Source organism: Sphaerospermopsis aphanizomenoides BCCUSP55 (assembly GCF_001586785.1).
GTDB lineage: Bacteria > Cyanobacteriota > Cyanobacteriia > Cyanobacteriales > Nostocaceae > Sphaerospermopsis_A > Sphaerospermopsis_A aphanizomenoides_A.
In genome coordinates this window covers 1-20,617 of sequence record NZ_LUFH02000090.1, presented here as the reverse complement: position 1 = coordinate 20,617, position 20,617 = coordinate 1, and the positions used below count along the sequence as shown (strand labels likewise).

Sequence of the window (20,617 nt, the reverse complement as noted above, 5' to 3'; positions counted from 1 at the left end):
GAAAGTTGCGAAATGCAAGAGGGTCGCTAACTCAACGGTAGAGTACTCGGCTTTTAACCGATTAGTTCCGGGTTCGAATCCCGGGCGACCCATAAAAAGCTGAAGATAGTAATATTACCCGAATTGGTAAGATAGGTTTAAGCTAACTTCCGGTGAAATCGTCATGGTGAAAACACCTCCCCAACTGACTATTCCCCTTCTGGAAAATGGCGACAAGCTCAACCGCTACGAATTTGAGCGTCGCTATAATGCCATGCCCAGCATGAAAAAAGCAGAATTAATTGAAGGAATTGTTTATATTATGCCTGCTGCTTTGCGTTTCCGAAGTCACGGACAACCTCATGGCTGGATTTTGACGTTTCTCGGTACTTATGAAGTCTCTACTCCTGGGGTGTTGTTGGGTGTTGAACCTACAGTACGTCTGGACCTAGATAACGAACCTCAACCGGATGCAGTTCTCCTCATAGCACCAGAAGCAGGTGGTCAAGCACGACTGAGTGATGATGATTATATTGAAGGTGCGCCAGAGTTAGTGGTAGAAATTGCGGCTAGTAGTGCAGCTATTGACTTGCATGGCAAAAAACAAGCTTATCGTCGTAATGGAGTGAAAGAATATATTGTTTGGCAGGTTCTAGAGCAGAAATTGAGTTGGTTTTCTCTAGAACAGGGTGAGTATGTGGAATTAGTACCTGATGATGGAATTTTGCGAAGTCGGGTTTTTCCGGGTTTGTGGTTAGGGGTGAGTGAGTTATTAGCGGGAAATATGCAGCAAGTTTTAACGATTTTACAAGCAGGTTTGCAGTCTGCTGAACATCAGGCTTTTGTATAGCAGGTGACAGGTGACAGTAAAGAGGAAAGGGAGCAGGGCGCAGGGTGCAAGGCGGAAAATTTTTTGCCTCTGTCCTTACGCACAAGCTTCTTCTAACTTTTACCTCTTGCCTCTTGCCTTCAGTTATATTGTCCGCTAAGAGTATTCCCAGCTACTAAACTAACACCCTTGACAGTAACAACCAGTACAACAGTACGGCAAAAGCATAGATTAATGTCGATATAGTGAGGCCGTAAACTTTTTCAACATAAACACCCCATACTAGATATAATTTCCTATAAGTTGAAAAAACTCTAAAGATTTAGCGTAAATCTTACGCCTGTCTGAAACTGACTAGCTGACAAACACATTAGGAGGACTATCTATGGCGCTTGTACCCATGCGGCTGCTTTTGGATCACGCTGCTGAAAACGGTTACGGCATCCCCGCTTTTAACGTTAACAACTTAGAGCAGATTCAAGCAATCATGAAAGCGGCGGCTGAGACAGATAGCCCCGTAATTTTACAAGCTTCTCGCGGCGCTCGTAACTATGCAGGAGAAAACTTCCTGCGTCACCTGATTTTGGCAGCGGTAGAAACCTATCCTCAGATTCCCATTGTCATGCACCAAGATCATGGTAATGCTCCTTCTACCTGCTATTCAGCTATTAAGAACAACTTCACCAGCGTGATGATGGATGGTTCTTTAGAAGCTGACGCTAAGACCCCTGCCAGCTTTGAGTATAACGTTAAAGTTACTAGCGAAGTTGTCAACGTCGCTCACTCTTTGGGTGTCAGCGTTGAAGGTGAACTGGGTTGTTTAGGTTCTCTAGAAACCGGTGCAGGTGAAGCTGAAGATGGTCACGGTTTTGAAGGTACTCTTGACCATTCTCAATTGTTGACTGATCCTGATGAAGCTGTTAGTTTCGTAGAAGCAACTCAAGTAGACGCTTTAGCTGTTGCTATCGGCACTAGCCACGGTGCTTATAAGTTTACTCGTAAGCCCACCGGCGAAATTTTGGCTATCAGCCGCATTGAAGAAATTCACCGCCGCTTACCTAACACCCACTTGGTAATGCACGGTTCTTCTTCTGTACCTGAAGATTTGATTGCATTAATTAACGAATTTGGTGGTGCTATTCCTGAAACCTACGGTGTACCTGTAGAAGAAATTCAAAAAGGTATTAAGAGTGGTGTACGTAAGGTAAATATTGACACTGATAACCGTTTGGCTATCACTGCGGCTGTACGTGAAGCTTTGGCAAAAAATCCCAAAGAATTTGATCCTCGTCACTTCCTCAAGCCTTCTATTAAATATATGCAGAAGGTTTGTGCTGATCGTTATGAGCAGTTTGGTACTGCTGGTAATGCAAGCAAGATTAAGCAAATTTCTTTAGAAGATTTCGCTGCTAAATATGCTAAAGGCGAATTGGTAATGAAGGCAGCTGCTAAAGTTTAATTTCTGCTGTATTTAATTAAATGGTTTAGTTTTCTAGACCTTTAAGCATTTGACCGGGTGACTAAAATGTTGCCCGGTTTTTATAGTAGGTGACAGGTGACAGTTAAGAGGGAATAGGGAATAGGGAATAGATGATCAATACATTATTCTCCTCTGCACCCTCACACCCTACACCCCAAACCCTACACCCTTCCTCTGAGAGATGACAAAGGTGTAAGTTGAGAATAGATTTGAGCCAAATGTCTGAAAGCTTGAGGAAGTAAAAATGGTTACAGCAACAAGACCACAGCCGCAAGTGAAAATTGGGCCTACTCAACTCCTAATTAATAATGAATGGGTAGAAAGTGTTAGCAGACGCAGATTTGCAACGATAAACCCCGCTACAGGTGAGGTAATTTGCGAAGTTGCAGAAGCAGATGCAGCGGATGTAGATAAGGCGGTACAAGCAGCCAGAAATGCTTTTAATGGAGAATGGCGGAAAATATCAGCTACTGAAAGGGGTAATTTACTTTACAGGTTGGCAGATTTAATTGAGGAAAATACTGATGAACTGGCACGTTTGGAAACTCTAGATAATGGCAAGCCTGTACATGATTCTGTAGGGGATATAGAGTTAGTTATTGCCTGTTATCGTTACTATGCAGGTTGGGCTGATAAAGTACAGGGTAAAACTATTCCCATTAATGGGCCTTATTTCTGCTACAGTCGCCATGAACCTGTGGGGGTTGTTGGTCAAATTATCCCTTGGAATTTCCCGTTATTGATGCAAGCTTGGAAATTAGCCCCAGCCTTAGCAACTGGTAATACTGTGGTGATGAAAACTGCGGAACAAACACCTTTATCAGCGTTGCGGGTGGGTGAGTTAATTGTGGAAGCTGGTTTTCCTGCTGGTGTGGTAAATATCTTATCAGGTTATGGCCCGACTGCCGGGGCGGCGATCGCACGTCATCATGATATTGATAAAGTAGCCTTTACCGGTTCGACTGAAGTAGGGCATTTAATTATGGAAGCCGCTGCAAAAAGCAACCTCAAGCGTGTTACCCTGGAATTAGGTGGTAAAAGTCCCAATATCGTGTTTGCAGATGCCAACATGGATGCAGCTATTCAAGCCGCCCATGATGCGATATTCTTTAATCAAGGACAATGCTGTTGTGCAGGTTCACGGCTATTTGTGGAAGAAAAATGCTACGACGAGTTTGTGGCTAGAAGTGTAGAAATAGCTAGACAGCGTATTGTCGGCGATCCTTTTGACCCCAACACTCAACAAGGACCCCAAGTAGACCAAGAACAATTTAACCGAGTCATGAATTACATTGAAGCTGGTCAACGGGAAGGGGCGCAAATGCTTTATGGTGGTAACAGAGTGGGAGACAGAGGTTATTTTATTAGCCCCACAGTGTTTGCAGATGTCCGCGATGAGATGAAAATTGCCCAGGAAGAAATATTTGGGCCTGTGATGAGTATCATCAAATTCCGAGATGTGGAAGAAGTAATTCAACGAGCAAATAATACCATGTATGGTCTTGCAGCTGCGGTGTGGACTCAGGATATCACAAAAGCTCATGCGATCGCTAACAATGTCCGTGCAGGTACGGTGTGGGTAAACTGTTACGATGTCTTCGATCCAGCCGCACCCTTTGGTGGTTTCAAACAGTCGGGTATGGGTAGAGAACTGGGTGAGTATGGTTTACAGCAATACACAGAAATTAAGACTGTGACAATTAAATTGTAGCTGCTGAGTTTGATTCAATAGGTAGGGGTTTAGCATTGCTAAACCCTTGTTTTATGTCTAGATTTTCTGTAAGCAGAATGTAATATTTGCGCTTGGTTAAACATGATAAATAAATACTATCTTTTATTGTGTTGAACCCAGAGCAAATTTCTATGGAAAAATCCTTGTCTTTGAGATTTCGCCGAATTATTACCTACCTAAGCAAAAATATCTGGCTAGGATTAATAGGCGTAGTCTTAGTATTATTACTGATAGCGACTCCCGGACTTGCCCAAAAACCAAACTCGCAAAAACCTTTATTAGTAGCAACCAGAGAAATTCCACCCTTTGTATTTTCCCATCAAGGTGAGTTATCTGGATTTAGTATTGACCTTTGGCGTAGTATTGCCAAAGAGATGAATATAGAATCGAAATTTATTGAATATCCCACTGTTGCTGACTTACTCACTGCTGTTAAAGACGGTAAAGCTAACCTAGGGATTTCTGCTATTTCTATTACAGCAGAACGCCAGCAGAATTTTGATTTTTCCTTACCAATGTTAGCCGCAGGACTTCAGATTTTAGTACGCAAACAAGCAACCAGTGACGGTTTCTTGACCAAAATTGGACAGTTATTTTTTTCAACTGGACTGTTACAAATAATTGGTGTAGCGTTGGTGTTAGTGATAGTTGCAGCCCATATAATTTGGTTAACTGAACGTCGGCATCCAGAAGGGATAATTCCTAAAGAATATTTTCCTGGTATTTTCAAAGCTTGTTGGTGGGCAGCAGCAACATTAGGAGCGCAAGCTGATGAAATGCCTAAAGGTGCTGTAGGTAGAATGTTAGCAATTATTTGGATGTTTATTGCTATTGTTTTTGTTGCTTACTTTACAGCTAGTGCGACAACAGAATTAACAGTACAACAACTTCAAGGTGATATCAAAAGTGTAGATGATCTTCCCGGTAAGATAGTAGCAACAACATCTGGTAGCACAGCAGCAGCTTACCTGCGAGAAAACAAAATCCCTGTTTCAGAATTTCCGAAAATTGAACAAGCTTATGCTGCACTGCTGAACAAAAAAGCAGACGCTATTGTCTTTGATGCTCCTGTACTTTTATTTTATGCTGCTAATGAAGGTAAAGGAAAAGTAGAAGTTGTGGGTAGTATCTTCCGTGAAGAAAATTATGGTATTGTTCTGCCTAATGAAAGTCCCTATAGAAAGAAAATCAATAGTGCTTTGCTCAGTTTGAAAGAAAATGGTACTTATCAAGCTTTATATGATAAGTGGTTTGAGGCGAAGAAATCTTGATTTTCAAGGTGACTATATTATTCATCTTGTCCAAGCTATCAATCGCAAACAACAAAATCAAACAAATAATGAGCCATTTCCAACTTAGAACAAGGCGGAATTTCTACCTCTCTTCCTTGCTTATCTAAAAACACCGCTTGATTATTATCACTACCAAAACCACTACCAATTTTATCAATAGGATTCGCTACAATGGCATCTAATTTCTTTCTTTGCAATTTCTCTTTCGCAGGAGTAATAATATCCCCGGTTTGTGCTGCAAAACCTATTAATAATTGATGGGGTTGTTTGCGTTTTCCTAATTCAGCAACTATATCTGGTACTGGTGCAAGGGGTAAATTTTCCGGGAGCGATCGCTTGGGCAATTTTTCGGTACTATAATCTCTAGGCTTTACGTCTGCAACTGCGGCAGCCATGATAATTATATCTGCATTAACTAAATTCTGTAACATTACCTGTTGCATTTGGTCTGCACTAATTACTTCAATTCCTTCCACTCCCAAAGGTACATCCCAACTCGCTGGACAATGGACTAATATTACCTTTGCACCTCTGTGCAGTGCTGCCTGTGCCAATGCTAAACCCATTTTACCAGTGGAAGGATTGCCAATAAATCGCACGGGATCTAAATATTCTCGCGTTCCCCCAGCACTGATTAAAACCCGTTTTCCCTCTAAATCTCGTTTTCCTTTAGTGTGCAGTAAAGATTGAATATAAACAAATATTTCCTCTGGTTCAGCCATTCTCCCAGCACCAATGCGATCGCACGCTAATAAACCCGAAGCTGTACCAATATCATAAAATCTACCATCTGTCAACAACTGCTGCCAATTTCTTTGTACTGCTACCTGTTCCCACATATCCGTATTCATTGCCGGTGCTAACAATACTGGACAAGTAGAAGCGAGAACAGTATTGGTTAGTAAATTATCCGCCATTCCATAAGCTAACTTAGCCAAAGTATTAGCAGTTAAAGGCGCAATCACAATTAAATCCGCCCATTCACCCAACTCAATATGCAAGGGACGAGTATAAATTGGTCGCCAAAAGTCATCATCAGTATAAGCTTGATGACGAGATAAAGTAGCTAAAGTCAAAGGTGTGATAAATTCTTGGGCAGATTTCGTGACAATAACTCGTACTTCTACCTCGGATTTAAACAAAGTAGAAACCAATTCACATACTTTATATGCGGCAATACCACCGCCTACACCAATAACAACCCGTTTAGATTTCAGATTTGCAGATGATGGCATTTTGTCAGAATCAGGATGTCCAGGATTTAAGGATTTACAGGATTTTTATTAGAGAACTAATCTATTTGGTTAATATCTATAGCAATCCTAAATGATACGTGAGAGTTCAATAAGCCTCAAATGCTTATAAAATAAGGATTTTTATCTACGTATTTTCTCATGTTTAGGGTAGGACTGCTATATATAATCTTGATAATGTCCAATAATCTAGCCAAATATGACCGATTATAGCCAAAAGCAAGCAATTAATTGCTGATATCATCTGTCGCTCATCTGCGTTTATCTGCGTTTATCTGCGTTTAATTAGGATTAACTCACCTGAATGTAGAAAATCGTAAAAATGAATAAAGTGCGTCATATTGATAAATTGTGACGCACGCAAAAATACTTTGAGATGTTTATTTCCAAGTGAAAATCTAAAATTTTTATGCTTCGTCGTAGGGTTCTAAATCTAACAGATGGATATAAGGCTCAACTAATTCTGGACGCTGAAATGCGATCGCTCGCAGTAGATGCCAGTCATTTAAACCCTCAAAAGCATTGCTATAGTTATCTAATTCCAGACGATTAGCCAAATCTTTTACTTCTGTTGCTGTCATAGCAGCAATTTCTTTCCTGGAAATGCTTAGAGTTGTCATAATGCTTGCCCCTCCCTTTTGCAGCATTCGCTTTCAGCTTTGGGTGGAGTTGCGCTAACTTCTTCCACCCAATCTATATTACTCGTTTAGGGGTATTAAAATTGTAAAAATTTGGATGATTTTTCCCTCAATTTGTAAAAAATTTGTAACTGAGTCAAATTCGCAAAATAATTAATAAAGATGTGAAGCTGCAAAGTTTATGGAGTCAGTCTTTGAGCAGCAAACATCCCAAATCTCAAGTCCAAAAAGCTATGAGTTTAACCAATCATCTTGACAACAAAATTTCTCATTATCTTTAACATTTCTAAATTAATTTCATGTCCTGTGTCAAATTCATGATAATCAACAGCTACTCCCAAGGATTTCGCTACTTCTGTTGCTTTCATAGCAGCTTGGATTGGGACAACTTGGTCTTGTCTGCCGTGCATAATTAATGTGGGTGGAAAACTACTTTGATGCAGGTTTTGGACATTGGGATGTAAATAGCCACTCATCACAACTAAACCAGCGAGAGGCAAAGTTAATCCTACATCTAAAGTCATCGCACCACCTTGAGAAAACCCACTCAAAATAGTCCGTGATAGCGGTACGCCTGTATTACCCTCCAAAGACAGCAACCAATCTATTAACAATTGTCTACTTTCTGTTAATCCTTGATACTTCTGCTCTTCCTGCAAGTCATACCAAGCTCTACCCATAGGAGAATAGGGGTATGGATATGGTGCATTGGGAAGTAAGAATTCACAATCAGGTAAATTTACATAAGGCACTAAACCTTCAACATCCTCAGCATTTGCACCCCAACCGTGTAAAGTCACGATTAAAGCCTGGACAGGTTGCTGTGTTTTGGGAGAAATTTTGATGAAATCTAACATTTTTAAGGGAATAGGGAATAGGGAATAGGTGACAGGTGACAGGTGACAGAGAAGAGAGCAGGGGGAGCAGGGGAAGAAAAATTAATTCTTTCTTCTGATAGCGAAGCGTGGCGTAAGCCATACTCCTGACAACAGACAACTGACTCCTAACAACTGTTAATTCGCTTGTAAGGGAGCATTGAGAGCTTTTTCAATGCGATCGCGGGTTTCTAGTAAATGGGCTTTGGTATATTCATCATCGGAATTCACCCTTTGGAGTTGACTATTTAATTGTTTGAGTTTATACCAAGCTAATGTGCGAGCATCTTCTGGAACATCTACTTTCCGTAATACCATAGCACTCAAGAAATTTACATATTGCCGTTGTAAACCCCGACGCAAACTAGAAATTTTTAATTTACCTTTTGGTTGTAAAACTTCTGTCCAAATTCCTGTTTGCAAACTACCAAATAACTCCGGTAAAGTTAGTGCTTCTCCTTTTGTACTTTTGAGTTCAATATCCTTCATCCGCGAGAGGCGATCGCCTGAAAGTAAATCACTTAACACCCCACTCTGGACAAACAATACTAAATCATGAACTGGATAATCTAAACGTCCTCTTTTAGGACTACTACCCCAATGTAGCCAACGTTCTGGTGCTAATTTATTCAGTAATTCTGGCGAAAAATTGAACGCATCTTCAGCAAAAACATACTTTTGCAATGTTGCTAATGCCTGTCGTTGTTGTTCTACAGGTACAGCTACAAATGGTAATTTTCCTGGATTTTCACCCGGATTAACCCGGTAAAAAGACTGACCTCCAATATATTTGCTTGTATAATATAACTGCTGTAAATAATTACCAAATATGGTATTAAAGCGGTCTCTTAAATCACTGTAACTTTCACCAGCAATTGGATAACCTTGATTTAAACGTTCCCACATAATCAGGGAATTATCTAACTGCCATCGTGAATAAGTTAACACATTACCGCTATTATCCCAAGGAGCAGATGTGGGATCAATATCAGAGGTATCTTCATCTGGAGAATAACTCAATTCTGGTTGTTCTGATTGTTTAGCAATTGCTTCTAAAAAGGGTTTTTCTGCAATCGCACTCTTTGCCCCAAAGGGAGTATAACCATACTGTATAGCCCACAGATCATAACTTCCCAGCATACTCGGAAAATAATCTCCTTGGGGTGTACCTTGAGGAGCGATATTTGGGGGAATATAATCCATCACCGAAGCAGTCAAACCTTTAATGCGTGTGATATCAGGATTATTCATTTGCTCTGGTGCTAACAGGTTACTACCCCGAAAATTGTGTCTTAAACCTAAAGTATGACCCACTTCGTGAGCAATAATTAAACGTAAATATTGATGGATATAATCTTTGATTTTGTCCTGACTAGGGGCAGTATTTGCTAATAGAGACATTGCCAATGAACCAAAAGCAAATTGGTTAGCTGCTTCTATGCCATAGCATAAATCGTACTCTCCGGCTAGTTTGGACAAATTGCCAATTAGTCCTTTATTCTTTTTATCACCTTGGTGACAAAGTGGGCGTTTTTCCATCAACGCGGATAAAGAAGTAGGAGTTTGTGTTTGAGAGGGTAAAACTATTTGCCGATAATTACTTTTCAAGGATCTAACAAAACTAGCATCTACAAGAATATCTGCATCTAAAATTTCTCCAGTTAAGGGATTAACACGAGATGGACCTAAAGCAAAATATCCATCTACTGTATTAATCCAACGAATGGTATTGTAACGAATATCCGCAGCATCCCAGGTGGCATTATCTGGCATTTGTCGGACTTCAATGGCATCTTTGAATCCCGCTTTCAAAAAAGCTTGATTCCACATTAATACCCCTTCTTTAATGGCATCCCGATATTCTAAAGGAACAGCATTATCAATCCAAAACACAATGGGCTTTTTCGGAGGAGAAATTTCCGCATTGGGGTCTTGTTTTTCTAAGTGCCAACGATTGATATAACGCACAAAAGGATCATTCTTATCATCTGTAGATAAATCTTGATAGGCAGTCAGGAAATATCCCACCCGTTCATCAGCTAATCGTGGTTGATAATTATTATTAGACAGTTGGGAAAGGCTATAATGAATTCGCAGCGTAAAACCACGACTATCAGCTAGTACACCAGAGCTTTCCGCTTGATTCTTGCCACTGCCAGTAAAATTGAAAATTGACTCAATTTCTATATTGTTGGGGAAAACTTTAGCATTACCAAAATAACTTTTTTCTGGACTAGCAGCTACTTCTAAACTGGCAGATAAACCAGCTAAATCTGCTGTCAGCAGTAAATCACTTAAATCAATGAGGATAGTATTCCGTTGGGGATGAATGCTTTTAATACTAAGATTGTATAATACAGAATCACTAAAAGACCGGGAGAGCGATCGCGCTTGTGGATCTCCAGCACGAGTCCGAAAGTTTACATTCCTAACTACAAACTGTAAATTATTGTCTACCCGTTGGAAATAAAAGAGAAAATCTTGCAATGGCATTCCACTATAAATACCTCCTTCACCAATGCCAGATTCCAATGTGGCAGTAGCTAAGAAGTTTTTTTGGAGTTGTTCTGGTTTGATTTCTAAATATATTTTGTTTTTCTGTTTGTGGCGATAAAGAGTAAATACACCCTCTAATTTTTGACTGTCTTTGACAACTTCATCAAACGGTTCTAACTCATCATCTTTACTGGGTTTAACGTTAGGATTCAGTTTTTTTACTGGCTTTTTGGCAGCTTGAGCAACTTCTAAAAATGGTTGTTGTTTGGCTTTTTGTGGATCTTCAACTACCCACATAAAAGCTTGTTTTTGTACTTGTTTACTTTGATTAAGTACCCATATTTTCGATGTGGGTAAGTGATTTCCTGCTTCTGTCTTCAATGACTGAGCGCCAGCAGTTCCCATTCCTAATAATAAAGTTTGTAACAAAAAGATATAAAATGTAACTTTTTTCATTCTACAACCCTAATAACTATTATTGATGCAAGTAATATGGATATTTTAATCCAGGTAAATCCATCTTCAAGAATACGTGAAAGATTTTAATTAGTGCAGAGTGGGAAGTGCTAATCCTATCTATCGTATATTACAAAAATTCAGTTAGGATTCTATACTGCTATAGTATAAATTTTTGCCAACAAATTTACCTAAACAAAAATAAATACATTTAACATATAAGTGTAAGACTGTACAAGACAAGTTTGCAGACTCAATGTTTAATTTATTATTAATTATTTTGGCAAATTCTGTGAGTAGAGCAACAGCCAAGGTGGTTATACCATTTCTTTGTGAGGCTGCGCCAAATTTTAGATTGAGCTTTTCTCTCTGTGTACTCTGTGCCTCTGCGGTATGGCTAACGCCACGCTTCGCGAACGTTTATTTCAATTCAGCGCATCTTCATACAGAATTGGTATTAGGACATCAACAGATGATAAAACCTAGACAGTAAAAGCCTTTTAAATCTGTCACCCGTCAAGAGTCATCTGTCACCTGCTGTAATAGGTAAAAAGGAAGACAAAAGTTACTAACTGAGAATATGATTAGGATTCTCTAAGCACATATCCTACACCCCGTACTGTTTGAATCAGACGCTTTTGTCCTTCCTCTTCAATTTTCAGACGTAAGTAGCGAATGTAAACTTCAATCACATTTGATTCACCCATAAAGTCGTAACCCCAAACATTTTCTAAAATTTGTTCACGGGTTAATACTTCACGGGGATGTTCCATAAAAAACTTCAATAATTCAAATTCTTTCATTGTTAATTCAATCGCTCTACCATTGTAGATAACGCGACGAGTGCCGATATCCAAAACCAAATCTCCAAACCGTAACTGTTCTGTGGTATCTACATCTGGTTTGAGATATAAACGCACCAGCTTCAAAAAATCTTCCGAGCGATAGGGTTTGAGGATGTAATCATCCGCACCGGCTTCTAGACAGGCTACACGATCATCAACACTATCTCTAGCCATTAAAATTAATACAGGTGAACGATTGCCGATGGTGCGAAGATTTCTGCACAACGACAGTCCTGATTCTCCCGTCAGCATCCGGTCTACAACAATTAAAGCAGGTTGGCGATCGCGGCATTGCTGCAAACCATTGGCCGCATCAGCAACCACAACTGCATCATAGCCAGCTTCTTGCAAATCAAAAGCTAGTTGATTTCCTAGACTATCATCAGGTTCAATCACCAGAACACAGGCACTGTGAGCAAGCATCATATCAGTTGGTAATCGGTAATTGGTAATTGGTAATTGGTAATTAGAAAAAAAATATTTCATCAGTTATTACCTATTCTGCTGTTGCAGAAAATTCTAGCAATACCACTAGCTACAAATTGGTAACAATGATGTTTTAGCACGTTCCGGAAAAAAACCTCGCCCGTCCCAAGATGCAAATTTAATTACTCATTCCAATACCATGGTCCAACTACCAATTCTGGAAGAAAACCAGTGTTGACCACAACTGATTACTGGTATCATGTTTATTTAAAGACTCATCATTAAGGCGGCAGGGGAGCAGGAGAGCAGGGGAGCAGAGGGCAGGGGGAAAGAGAGTTTTTTGATGGTTGCACAAATGGCTTAATCATAACTACATTTGCCGGACATGATATGACAGGCTCCCAGGAGAGAATAACTTTCTAACTCTTGCCCTTTGCCTCTTGCCTTTTGCCTTCTTCAACTAACCACTGACCATTATGGCAATTCCACCGAATTGGGTTTGGCAATATGTGGCAGACCCCAACCTAATTTTTCCCGTAAAATGCGGAAAAACTCTGGAGATTGTAAGCGAATAAATCTAGCAACGTAAGGCGATCGCTCTAAATATACTCGATCCTCTGACAACACATAACACCCACCATTCCCATCTACCACCATCACCAACCGAGGGATGTTGACTGGATAGATGTTAACAGGTTCACTATCGGGAAACACCAAAGCCCTAGAAGCCAGGGAATGGGGACAAATTGGTACTAGCTGCAACACGGGTACACCAGGAGTAATCACAGGCCCACCAGCACTTAATGAATAAGCTGTAGAACCCGTTGGAGTAGAAACAATTACACCATCGGCGGCAATATCTACTGCTGCATGATGACCAATTTCAATTTCAAAATGGCACATCGAGGTTAATGGTTCTCGATGCAGCACCATTTCATTTAAGCACAAAGCTTCCCATAATACTGCATCTCCCCTTAGCACCTTGACATTGAGCATGGCACGTTCTTCGATTTCATACTGACTCGCCATTACCTGTTCTATGGCTTGGGGAAGTTGGCTCAGGTAAGCTTCCGTCAAAAATCCCATGTGACCAGTATTCACAGTTAACAATGGTATACCACAGGGAGCAACTTGACGCGACGCAGCTAAAACAGTCCCGTCTCCCCCTAATACCACTGCAAACTCCATGTCTGAGTCAAAACCAGGGGGTGTGAGAGCTTCTACTGGGGTATGACAGACGGGACTATCAGGATTAGAGTAGCCCAGTATACCACCAAGACTTGCTGTCACACACACATCCCAACCAGCAGCGGTTAGCTGGTCTTTGAGTTCGTTAGCGATTCGACTCGCTACCGGTTTAACGTCGTTGTAGATAATGCCTGCTTTCGGCACATTCAAATATCCAAGTTTAGGCGATGCTTGACTTTATGTTATGGTTACACATTTTTGACTCATGTAATCATTAGTCAAGAAATTTATTGACTATTTACTTTTGAAGACTGTTTAAAAGGGGTTTTTTTATCTTTTTGCTTTTTGCTTTTCGTTTTTTCGTAGTCTAACTCTTTTAATTTTTTCATAATCCGGCTGAAATACTCTTGTAGATAAATTTCTACAGTAGCAGTTTGTTGTTGATCTAAGCCGAATACTTTATATACTTCATCCATTGGAGCGTTTAAGGGTTTACCACTAGCTAAAACTTCCGTAAAAGCTAGTCTATCTGCAACATTCCATCCCCACTGAAAGAACCGCAGTAAACTCTGCACACTACGCAATAAGCCGATAGGCATCCGCGTTACTCTGGCATCTTTCCCAGATAAGCGTTCACAAAGGTTGATGATTTCCTCTGCACTCCAAGCACGAGTACCAACAACAGGGAAAGTTTGTTTTTGGGTTTCTGGCACACTCAAGGCACGAATAGCAAATTTAGCAATATCCTGAGTATCCATATAGGCTACAGGGGAAGACGCACCCGTTACCCACACTGGCTGATTTTCCAAAATGGGTATGCCATATTGACCAATTAACCCTTGCATAAATCCAGCTAACCGTAAAATGGTATAGTTTAAACCAGACTCTGCTAAGAATAATTCCGTACACCGCTTGATTTCCATGAGCGGTACTTTGGGATATTGATCCGCATCTAAAATCGAGAAGAAAATAAAACGCTCAACACCAGCAGCTTTAGCAGCTTGAATTAATGCTACCTTCCCTTCCCAATCTACCTGTTTAATAGTTAATGAATCTGTAGCGCGAGATGTAGCAGCATCAATAACTGCGGTTACGCCTGCTAATGCTCCCTCTAGGGTTTGGGGTGTACATAAGTCCCCTCTGACTAGTTCTGCTCCCCATTCTTTGAGGAACGCAGCTTTTTTGGGACTCCGAACTAGACAGCGTACTTTATACCCCTCATCGATAGCACGACGAGCCACTTGTCTTCCTAGGGTGCCAGTGGCACCGACGATTAATAATGTCATGAGGGTCTTTATAAATTTTAATGTTTTATGATAAAAATCTTAACAGAATTAGTTATAGAAATAAAACTTTACATTTTTTTCAGGAGTTCAGGAGTTACAGGAGTTCAGGAGTTACAGGAGTTCAGGAGTTCAGGAGTTACAGGAGTTCAGGAGTTCAGGAGTTACAGGAGTTACAGGAGTTCAGGAGTTACAGGAGTATGGCTTACGCCACGCTGCGCTATCAGGAGAAATAAGAATTTCAGAATAAAGAATTAATTTTTCTCCCCCTGCGTCCCCTGCGTCCCCTGCGTCCCCTGCGTCCCCTGCTCCCTGCTTATTCCTCAGCGCCTTGAATTTTCAGCAATAAAGCGCCGATTCCCCAACCTACGAAGATTAAGCCGAAAGACAACATTGCTGCATTTAAGATTTCGCCGCCCATTTGATGTGATTCTCCTTGATGAATTGTTTATTTATGTTTCCTGTTTATGAGAGGGTGAAATTTGAGTTGATGGCTCAGGTTTGATTTTTGCCCACAATAAATCAGGTAAACTAGGTCTGCTAGTGCTGTTGGATTAGACCTTTGTGAATAATTCTAAACCACTTTAGCAGCTAATTCCCATATCAGTTTACTCATGACTCATACTAATCAAAGTCCACGTTTAGCAGTGACACTGGGAGATCCTGCGGGAATTGGATCAGAGGTGATTTTAAAGGCTTTGGCAGATTCGCAAATTAGCGAAAATTGTCATATTGTCGTTGTAGGTAATCGGAATTTACTGTCTAAGGCTTATAAAAATTTGACTGAAAATACTGATAATTCCCTCTCTTTGGCACATCCAGATGAGTTGTCTGTAATTGATGTGCCAAGCTCAGGTGAAATTATTACTGGGATGGGTAATGCAGCTAGTGGTGCAGCGAGTTTTGCTTATATGGAATATGCCATAGCCCAAACTTTGGCTGGTGAATTTGATGGTATTGTCACCGCACCCATCGCTAAATCTGCTTGGAAAGCCGCAGGACATGATTATCCTGGACAAACGGAACTTTTAGCCGAGAAGGCTGGTGTGGAGCGTTTTGGAATGTTATTTGTAGCGCGATCGCCCTTGACAGGTTGGACTCTGCGGGCTTTACTTGCTACCACACATATTCCTTTATGTCAAGTATCCCAAGCCTTAACACCGCAATTATTAACAAAGAAACTGGATTTATTAGAGGAATGTTTGCAGAGAGATTTTGGGATTAAAAAAGGAAGAATTGCGATCGCAGGTTTAAATCCCCACAGTGGAGAAATGGGACAACTAGGAAGGGAAGAAATAGATTGGTTAATTCCGTGGTTAGAGGAGGAACGCCAAAAACGTCCCCATTTACAGCTAGAAGGACCCATACCACCAGATACAATGTGGGTGAAACCGGGACAAGCTTGGTATGGAAATTCTGACGTTAAAAATCCTACTGATGCTTACCTAGCACTTTATCATGACCAAGGTTTAATTCCTGTAAAGTTGATGGCTTTTGACCGGGCTGTAAATACTACTATTGGTTTACCGTTTGTGAGAACTTCCCCGGATCATGGAACCGCGTTTGATATTGCCGGAAAGGGTATTGCTGACGCAACGAGTATGAAAGCAGCAATACAGTTAGCAGTGGAATTGGTGAAACAGAAATTAAAAATTAAAAATTAAAAATTAAAAATTAAAAATTTGAAAATATTTTGTATTTTGGAGGTTTAGATAGTTGGTAATAATCATGCCTAGAAGTACAAGTTATCACGCCAAACTAATTAAATACTTACAAGATCCTCTAGAAGCAGCTGCTTATATTGAAGTTGTAATAGAAGAAGGCGACCCTAAAATGTTAAATAAGGCACTTAAAAATGTAATTGAAGCTCAAGGTGGAATTGATAAACTATCAAAACCTGTACAGCAATGTTATGAGAAACTAGCCCAGAAATTATCTGAGCAAGGAGAAATTGAATTTTATTGTTTAACTACCTTATTAGATGGGTTGGGATTACAGTTAGCCGTAACCGTTAAGTCAGCTTGAGTTGTATATTCCCCTATTCCCTATTCCCTATTTTTAATTTCACAATCACAGGAAAATGATCAGAAGGCCAAATACCTTCCCACTGCTGATTGTCAATAATTACCTGTTCGATGTGGAAACGGCGATCGCAATAAATCGTATCCCTAGCATCCACAGGTTCACCAGTAAAATCATGAAAAGTTTTTTGTTGTTCCCAAGGCACATTTGTTAAAGCGTCTTGTATTCTATAATTATCAGCTAAAATTATTCGTTCTAAAGTTCTGGAATTAGCGTTAAAATCTCCTGTGAGTAGTAGATAGTCTTCAGCAGGAAATTCCATTAACCGCAGACTAATCAAACCTGCACCTAACTCTCTGGCTTTAGCAATTTCATGATCTAAATGAGTATTGACAATAGTTAGGGAAATACTAGGATTACCAACTGTAAAATTAGCCCAAGTGGCCATGCGTGGTAAGCGAGTTTCCCAAGTAATGCTACCAGGAATTTCTGGAGTATCACTGAGGTAAAAATCTTTAGTTTGTTGAAGTTCTAGAATTTGGGGATTGTAGAAAACGGCACAGTGTTCACATTGTCCTGTCCCAGTGCGATCGCCCCCAATAAATTTATATTCTGGTAAAAGTGCTTGTAAATCGCTCAGTTGATGAGGCTTTCCTTCCTGTGTTCCAATTAGGTCAGGTTGATAATGTTTAATTACAGATGCGATCGCACTAACCCGCTTTTCCCACTGACGTATTCCTGGATCTGGTTTATCGCAGCGGAGGTTAAAACTCATGACTGTGATTTTCATTAACTTCTTTAATTTAATCAATATTGAGAAGAATATATAATGAGCTTATATTTTATAGTTCTGGAATAACTTAATTAACAAAACTTCAACAAAAATACAAAATTCATCATTAACATTCAAAATCCCAAATTGTAATCAAAACAATCAGGTCTAAAAACGGACTTCGTCCCCAGTTTTTGGAGCGGGTTATAAATCCCCGTGACAACAACAGCCTTCTGCCTTATGCCTTCTGCCTTCTGCCTTCGTTAAGAGGCTTGAGTAGACACAAATTCCGCTATATAAAACCTACTCAAATCTACCTATCTACTGACAGAGTGATTCTTGAGTGTCGTTTACTTCCTGCTTCCTCCTGAAAGTGTCGGCACTACTCAGTCCACAGGCTAACACTGTCTAACTGACAGCACTTCGACAAGCTCAGTGTAACACTTTTGAAAGATTAATAGCTGCGTTGAAATCCCTGTCGCATTCAAATCCACAGCTATCACACTTAAACACTCTTTCACTCAATGAAAGAGTTTCTTTTTTTACACCACAAGCAGAGCAGGTTTTAGAACTAGGAAACCATCTATCAACTATGACTAATTTTGTCCCGTACAGTTGACATTTGTACTCTAATTGTCTCCTCAATTCATAAAAACCCATATCGGCAATTGCCTTTGCTAGTTTATGATTAGCTAACATCCCAGAAACATTCAAATCCTCTATCACTATCACACCGTGGTTTTTGGCTAATAGTGTAGTTAATTTATGTAATGTATCTTTTCTGATATTTGCTATCTTTTGATGTAACCTAGCTATTTTAAGTTGGGCTTTTTTCCAATTATTAGAGCCAATGATTTTATGTCTGTTTAACCATTGTAGTCTCCTTAATTTTGATTGATATGTTTGATAAGATTTAGCTCCAGGTATGACTTCACCTGTAGATAATGTCGCTAGACTTTTCACACCGAGATCTACACCCACAACATTATCTAAATTTGATATTTTTACTTCTACTTCTATTTGAAAACTAATAAACCATCTATCGGCTTGACGGCTGATGGTGACAGATTTGGGTTGAGTTTGAGGTAATCTTTCATAAGTTTTTAATACTCCTATTTTGGGAACTTGGATTTTGTGATTACCTAAGACTTTTACAGTTCCTTCCAGAGTAAAACTATCATGTTTACCTTTCTTTTTAAATCTGGGGACTCCTGATTTTCTTTGAAAACATCTATCCCAGGATTTTCTTAAATTTCTGATTGCTTCTTGTGGTGCTGATTTGGAACATTCATAATACCATTGATTTTCAGGTTTGACTAAGGCTACCAACCATTTATGTAAATCTATTGCTGTAGGAAATTTGATTTTTTCTTGAGGATTATTTTGGTTATGGTCTAAGATTTGTTTAGTTAGAGATAATCCCCAATTCCAGGCATGACGGGCTACTCCACAGTGTTTTACTATGTTTATCCGTTGAATGTGGTTTAACTTTAACTCGGTTTTAAATCCTAGTAGCAATGATTTTACATCTCCTGTATTTCGGGGTATTTCACTACTTTCTTAGCTATCAAGTCTGAGCGTCAAAACTTATGATACTATAAGTAAAGTGATAGTAATTTAATGTATACATTAATTAATAATACCCAAAGTCAGCTATGTATTAACCGAGAAATTTTTGTTGCTATTAGAGCTGATTGTTTAAACTTACTCATATCCTCATGATAGCTTCCTATTTAATCAGATATGAGTAGATTTAGGTAGATATTTTGATTCAGTTACTAGCCCTGACCGACTTTAGTTACCATAACCCAAAACGACAAGAATTATCTAATTATCTAATCAAGCCTCAATAAATGTACTTAGATAATTCAAATTTTAAAATCAATGCTTCAAAAAGAACAGCAATAACGTTTTCATGAATTGCTTTTGGTATTGGGGGTTTAAATTTTACAGCCTTCGGGTGGTTCAAACTTGTAACCATAACCACGTACTGTTTTAATAAACTCTGGCATACTAGAATCAACTTCCATTTTTTTCCGCAGCTGGCCAATATGCACGTCTACGACTCGTCCGTCTCCTACGTAGTCACAACCCCAAATTTTTTGGATGAGTTGGGGACGACTCCAAGCTTGACCGGGATGACTGGCTAAAAAATGTAAGATATTAAACTCTAACGCGGTTAAGGCTAAAGGTTTATCGTTCAGTGTTACCTCTCGACCTTCTGGGTTAATTGCTAGTTGTTTAAAGATGAGGCGTTGTGATTGACTAGGATGGACGTAACGAATCCGTCTTAAAAGTGCTTCTACTCTAACTTCTATTTCTGCCAAGCTAAATGGTTTAGTCATGAAGTCATCTGCACCTGCTGCCAGAACTTTAATTTTATCAGCTTCATCATTCCGGCTAGTAAGTATCAAAACTAAAACATTGGTGCGACTTTGCATTTCTTGACACAGTTTATAGCCATTGGCATCTGGCAAATTCCAATCCAAAATGACTAAAGCTGGATTGAATTGTTCAAATAATACCATAGCACTTTTACCATCTGCGGCCGATTCTATTTGATATTTTCGACTCAGAAAACGGTAGACGAGATTTCTGACACTGAAATCATCATCTACAACCATAATTTTTGGGGTATTCGTGGAAAGCGTATCCATAATGCAATGCAGTCTCTTGAGTGATTGAGAAATTTACTGTGGTGATAGGTTGGTTTAGGAGTTGTTTGTCAGAGTATTTTCGTTGCTGATTTAGCTAAGTATGAAAACCGCTCTCGTTCTTTTGTACAGTTTATTTTTCCAAAAATTTATGCAAATTTCATAATAATCCCTAGAAAATGTATAGGTAATGTATGATTTTGGTATTTTTTTCAAAATTTTTGGTATAAAATGTCAACTAATCTTGATAAATAGTTCATAATTCAGACCTGAGAATTTAATCATCTGAATTCTTCCGCTTAATAGTATTTTATATAACTTCATCAGTCGCAACAAAATATCAGTGTAATTTTTATAAATTGAATATATCGGCAGATAGATTTGATTAATATTTAAT

At 39.4% G+C, this 20,617-nt stretch carries 17 protein-coding genes and 1 tRNA gene; 7 read left to right on the top strand and 11 right to left on the bottom strand.

The features are described 5' to 3' along the window. Positions 1 to 20 precede the first annotated feature (20 nt). The 5 genes from A0J48_RS20190 (at position 21) to A0J48_RS20170 (ending at position 5,291) form a co-directional block, all read left to right on the top strand. A tRNA-Lys gene (locus A0J48_RS20190) sits at positions 21 to 92 on the top strand. 71 nt (positions 93 to 163) lie between these two features. Continuing rightward, positions 164 to 829 (top strand): Uma2 family endonuclease, encoded by a 666-nt coding sequence (locus tag A0J48_RS20185; RefSeq protein WP_200326285.1) that lies wholly within the window; start codon positions 164 to 166, stop codon positions 827 to 829. Between the two features lie 364 nt (positions 830 to 1,193). Continuing rightward, on the top strand, positions 1,194 to 2,267 hold the full coding sequence (gene fba / locus A0J48_RS20180) for a class II fructose-bisphosphate aldolase (protein ID WP_200326283.1): 1,074 nt from the start codon (positions 1,194 to 1,196) through the stop codon (positions 2,265 to 2,267). Between the two features lie 265 nt (positions 2,268 to 2,532). Continuing rightward, positions 2,533 to 3,999 (top strand): aldehyde dehydrogenase family protein, encoded by a 1,467-nt coding sequence (locus tag A0J48_RS20175; RefSeq protein WP_200326281.1) that lies wholly within the window; start codon positions 2,533 to 2,535, stop codon positions 3,997 to 3,999. Between the two features lie 152 nt (positions 4,000 to 4,151). Continuing rightward, positions 4,152 to 5,291, top strand: coding sequence for a transporter substrate-binding domain-containing protein (locus tag A0J48_RS20170; protein WP_200326279.1), 1,140 nt, complete (start codon positions 4,152 to 4,154; stop codon positions 5,289 to 5,291). A gap of 38 nt (positions 5,292 to 5,329) precedes the next feature. Here the strand turns inward: A0J48_RS20170 and coaBC are convergent, their stop codons facing one another. From coaBC to petM, 8 genes are all read right to left on the bottom strand, one after another. Next, positions 5,330 to 6,547, bottom strand: coding sequence for a bifunctional phosphopantothenoylcysteine decarboxylase/phosphopantothenate--cysteine ligase CoaBC (coaBC, locus tag A0J48_RS20165; protein WP_200326277.1), 1,218 nt, complete (start codon positions 6,545 to 6,547; stop codon positions 5,330 to 5,332). A 425-nt stretch (positions 6,548 to 6,972) separates the two neighbouring features. After that, positions 6,973 to 7,185: a protein IsiD gene (isiD, locus tag A0J48_RS20160; protein ID WP_013191415.1), complete on the bottom strand. Its 213-nt coding sequence runs from the start codon at positions 7,183 to 7,185 to the stop codon at positions 6,973 to 6,975. Between the two features lie 257 nt (positions 7,186 to 7,442). Continuing rightward, a complete protein-coding gene (locus tag A0J48_RS20155) occupies positions 7,443 to 8,060 on the bottom strand; it encodes an alpha/beta hydrolase (protein WP_200326268.1) in 618 nt (205 codons plus the stop codon). 156 nt (positions 8,061 to 8,216) lie between these two features. Next, positions 8,217 to 11,030 (bottom strand): zinc-dependent metalloprotease, encoded by a 2,814-nt coding sequence (locus tag A0J48_RS20150; protein ID WP_200326266.1) that lies wholly within the window; start codon positions 11,028 to 11,030, stop codon positions 8,217 to 8,219. A gap of 584 nt (positions 11,031 to 11,614) precedes the next feature. Next, entirely contained in the window at positions 11,615 to 12,301 is a 687-nt protein-coding gene (gene nblR, locus A0J48_RS20145) for a response regulator transcription factor NblR (protein ID WP_200326299.1), read from the bottom strand. 474 nt (positions 12,302 to 12,775) lie between these two features. Beyond that, positions 12,776 to 13,693, bottom strand: a complete 918-nt coding sequence (locus A0J48_RS20140; RefSeq protein ID WP_200326264.1) for an NAD(+) kinase — start codon at positions 13,691 to 13,693, stop codon at positions 12,776 to 12,778. A gap of 83 nt (positions 13,694 to 13,776) precedes the next feature. Further along, positions 13,777 to 14,775, bottom strand: a complete 999-nt coding sequence (locus tag A0J48_RS20135; RefSeq protein WP_200326262.1) for an SDR family oxidoreductase — start codon at positions 14,773 to 14,775, stop codon at positions 13,777 to 13,779. Positions 14,776 to 15,088: 313 nt separating this feature from the next. Further along, the gene (gene petM / locus A0J48_RS20130) at positions 15,089 to 15,193 is read right to left on the bottom strand and encodes a cytochrome b6-f complex subunit PetM (protein WP_194056196.1); all 105 of its coding nucleotides are present in this window, start codon (positions 15,191 to 15,193) and stop codon (positions 15,089 to 15,091) included. A gap of 193 nt (positions 15,194 to 15,386) precedes the next feature. Between petM and pdxA the strand changes: the two genes are divergently transcribed. Then, entirely contained in the window at positions 15,387 to 16,436 is a 1,050-nt protein-coding gene (gene pdxA, locus A0J48_RS20125; protein ID WP_200326261.1) for a 4-hydroxythreonine-4-phosphate dehydrogenase PdxA, read from the top strand. Positions 16,437 to 16,500: 64 nt separating this feature from the next. After that, entirely contained in the window at positions 16,501 to 16,797 is a 297-nt protein-coding gene (locus A0J48_RS20120; protein ID WP_200326259.1) for a helix-turn-helix domain-containing transcriptional regulator, read from the top strand. Between the two features lie 13 nt (positions 16,798 to 16,810). Here the strand turns inward: A0J48_RS20120 and A0J48_RS20115 are convergent, their stop codons facing one another. From A0J48_RS20115 to A0J48_RS20105, 3 genes are all read right to left on the bottom strand, one after another. After that, positions 16,811 to 17,569 carry an endonuclease/exonuclease/phosphatase family protein gene (locus A0J48_RS20115; RefSeq protein WP_234301042.1) on the bottom strand — a complete coding sequence of 253 codons (759 nt, stop codon included), beginning with the start codon at positions 17,567 to 17,569 and terminating at the stop codon, positions 16,811 to 16,813. A gap of 429 nt (positions 17,570 to 17,998) precedes the next feature. After that, positions 17,999 to 19,084, bottom strand: coding sequence for an RNA-guided endonuclease InsQ/TnpB family protein (locus tag A0J48_RS20110; protein WP_200326255.1), 1,086 nt, complete (start codon positions 19,082 to 19,084; stop codon positions 17,999 to 18,001). A 422-nt stretch (positions 19,085 to 19,506) separates the two neighbouring features. Further along, positions 19,507 to 20,223 carry a response regulator transcription factor gene (locus A0J48_RS20105; protein WP_200326247.1) on the bottom strand — a complete coding sequence of 239 codons (717 nt, stop codon included), beginning with the start codon at positions 20,221 to 20,223 and terminating at the stop codon, positions 19,507 to 19,509. Between the last annotated feature and the right edge of the window lie 394 nt (positions 20,224 to 20,617).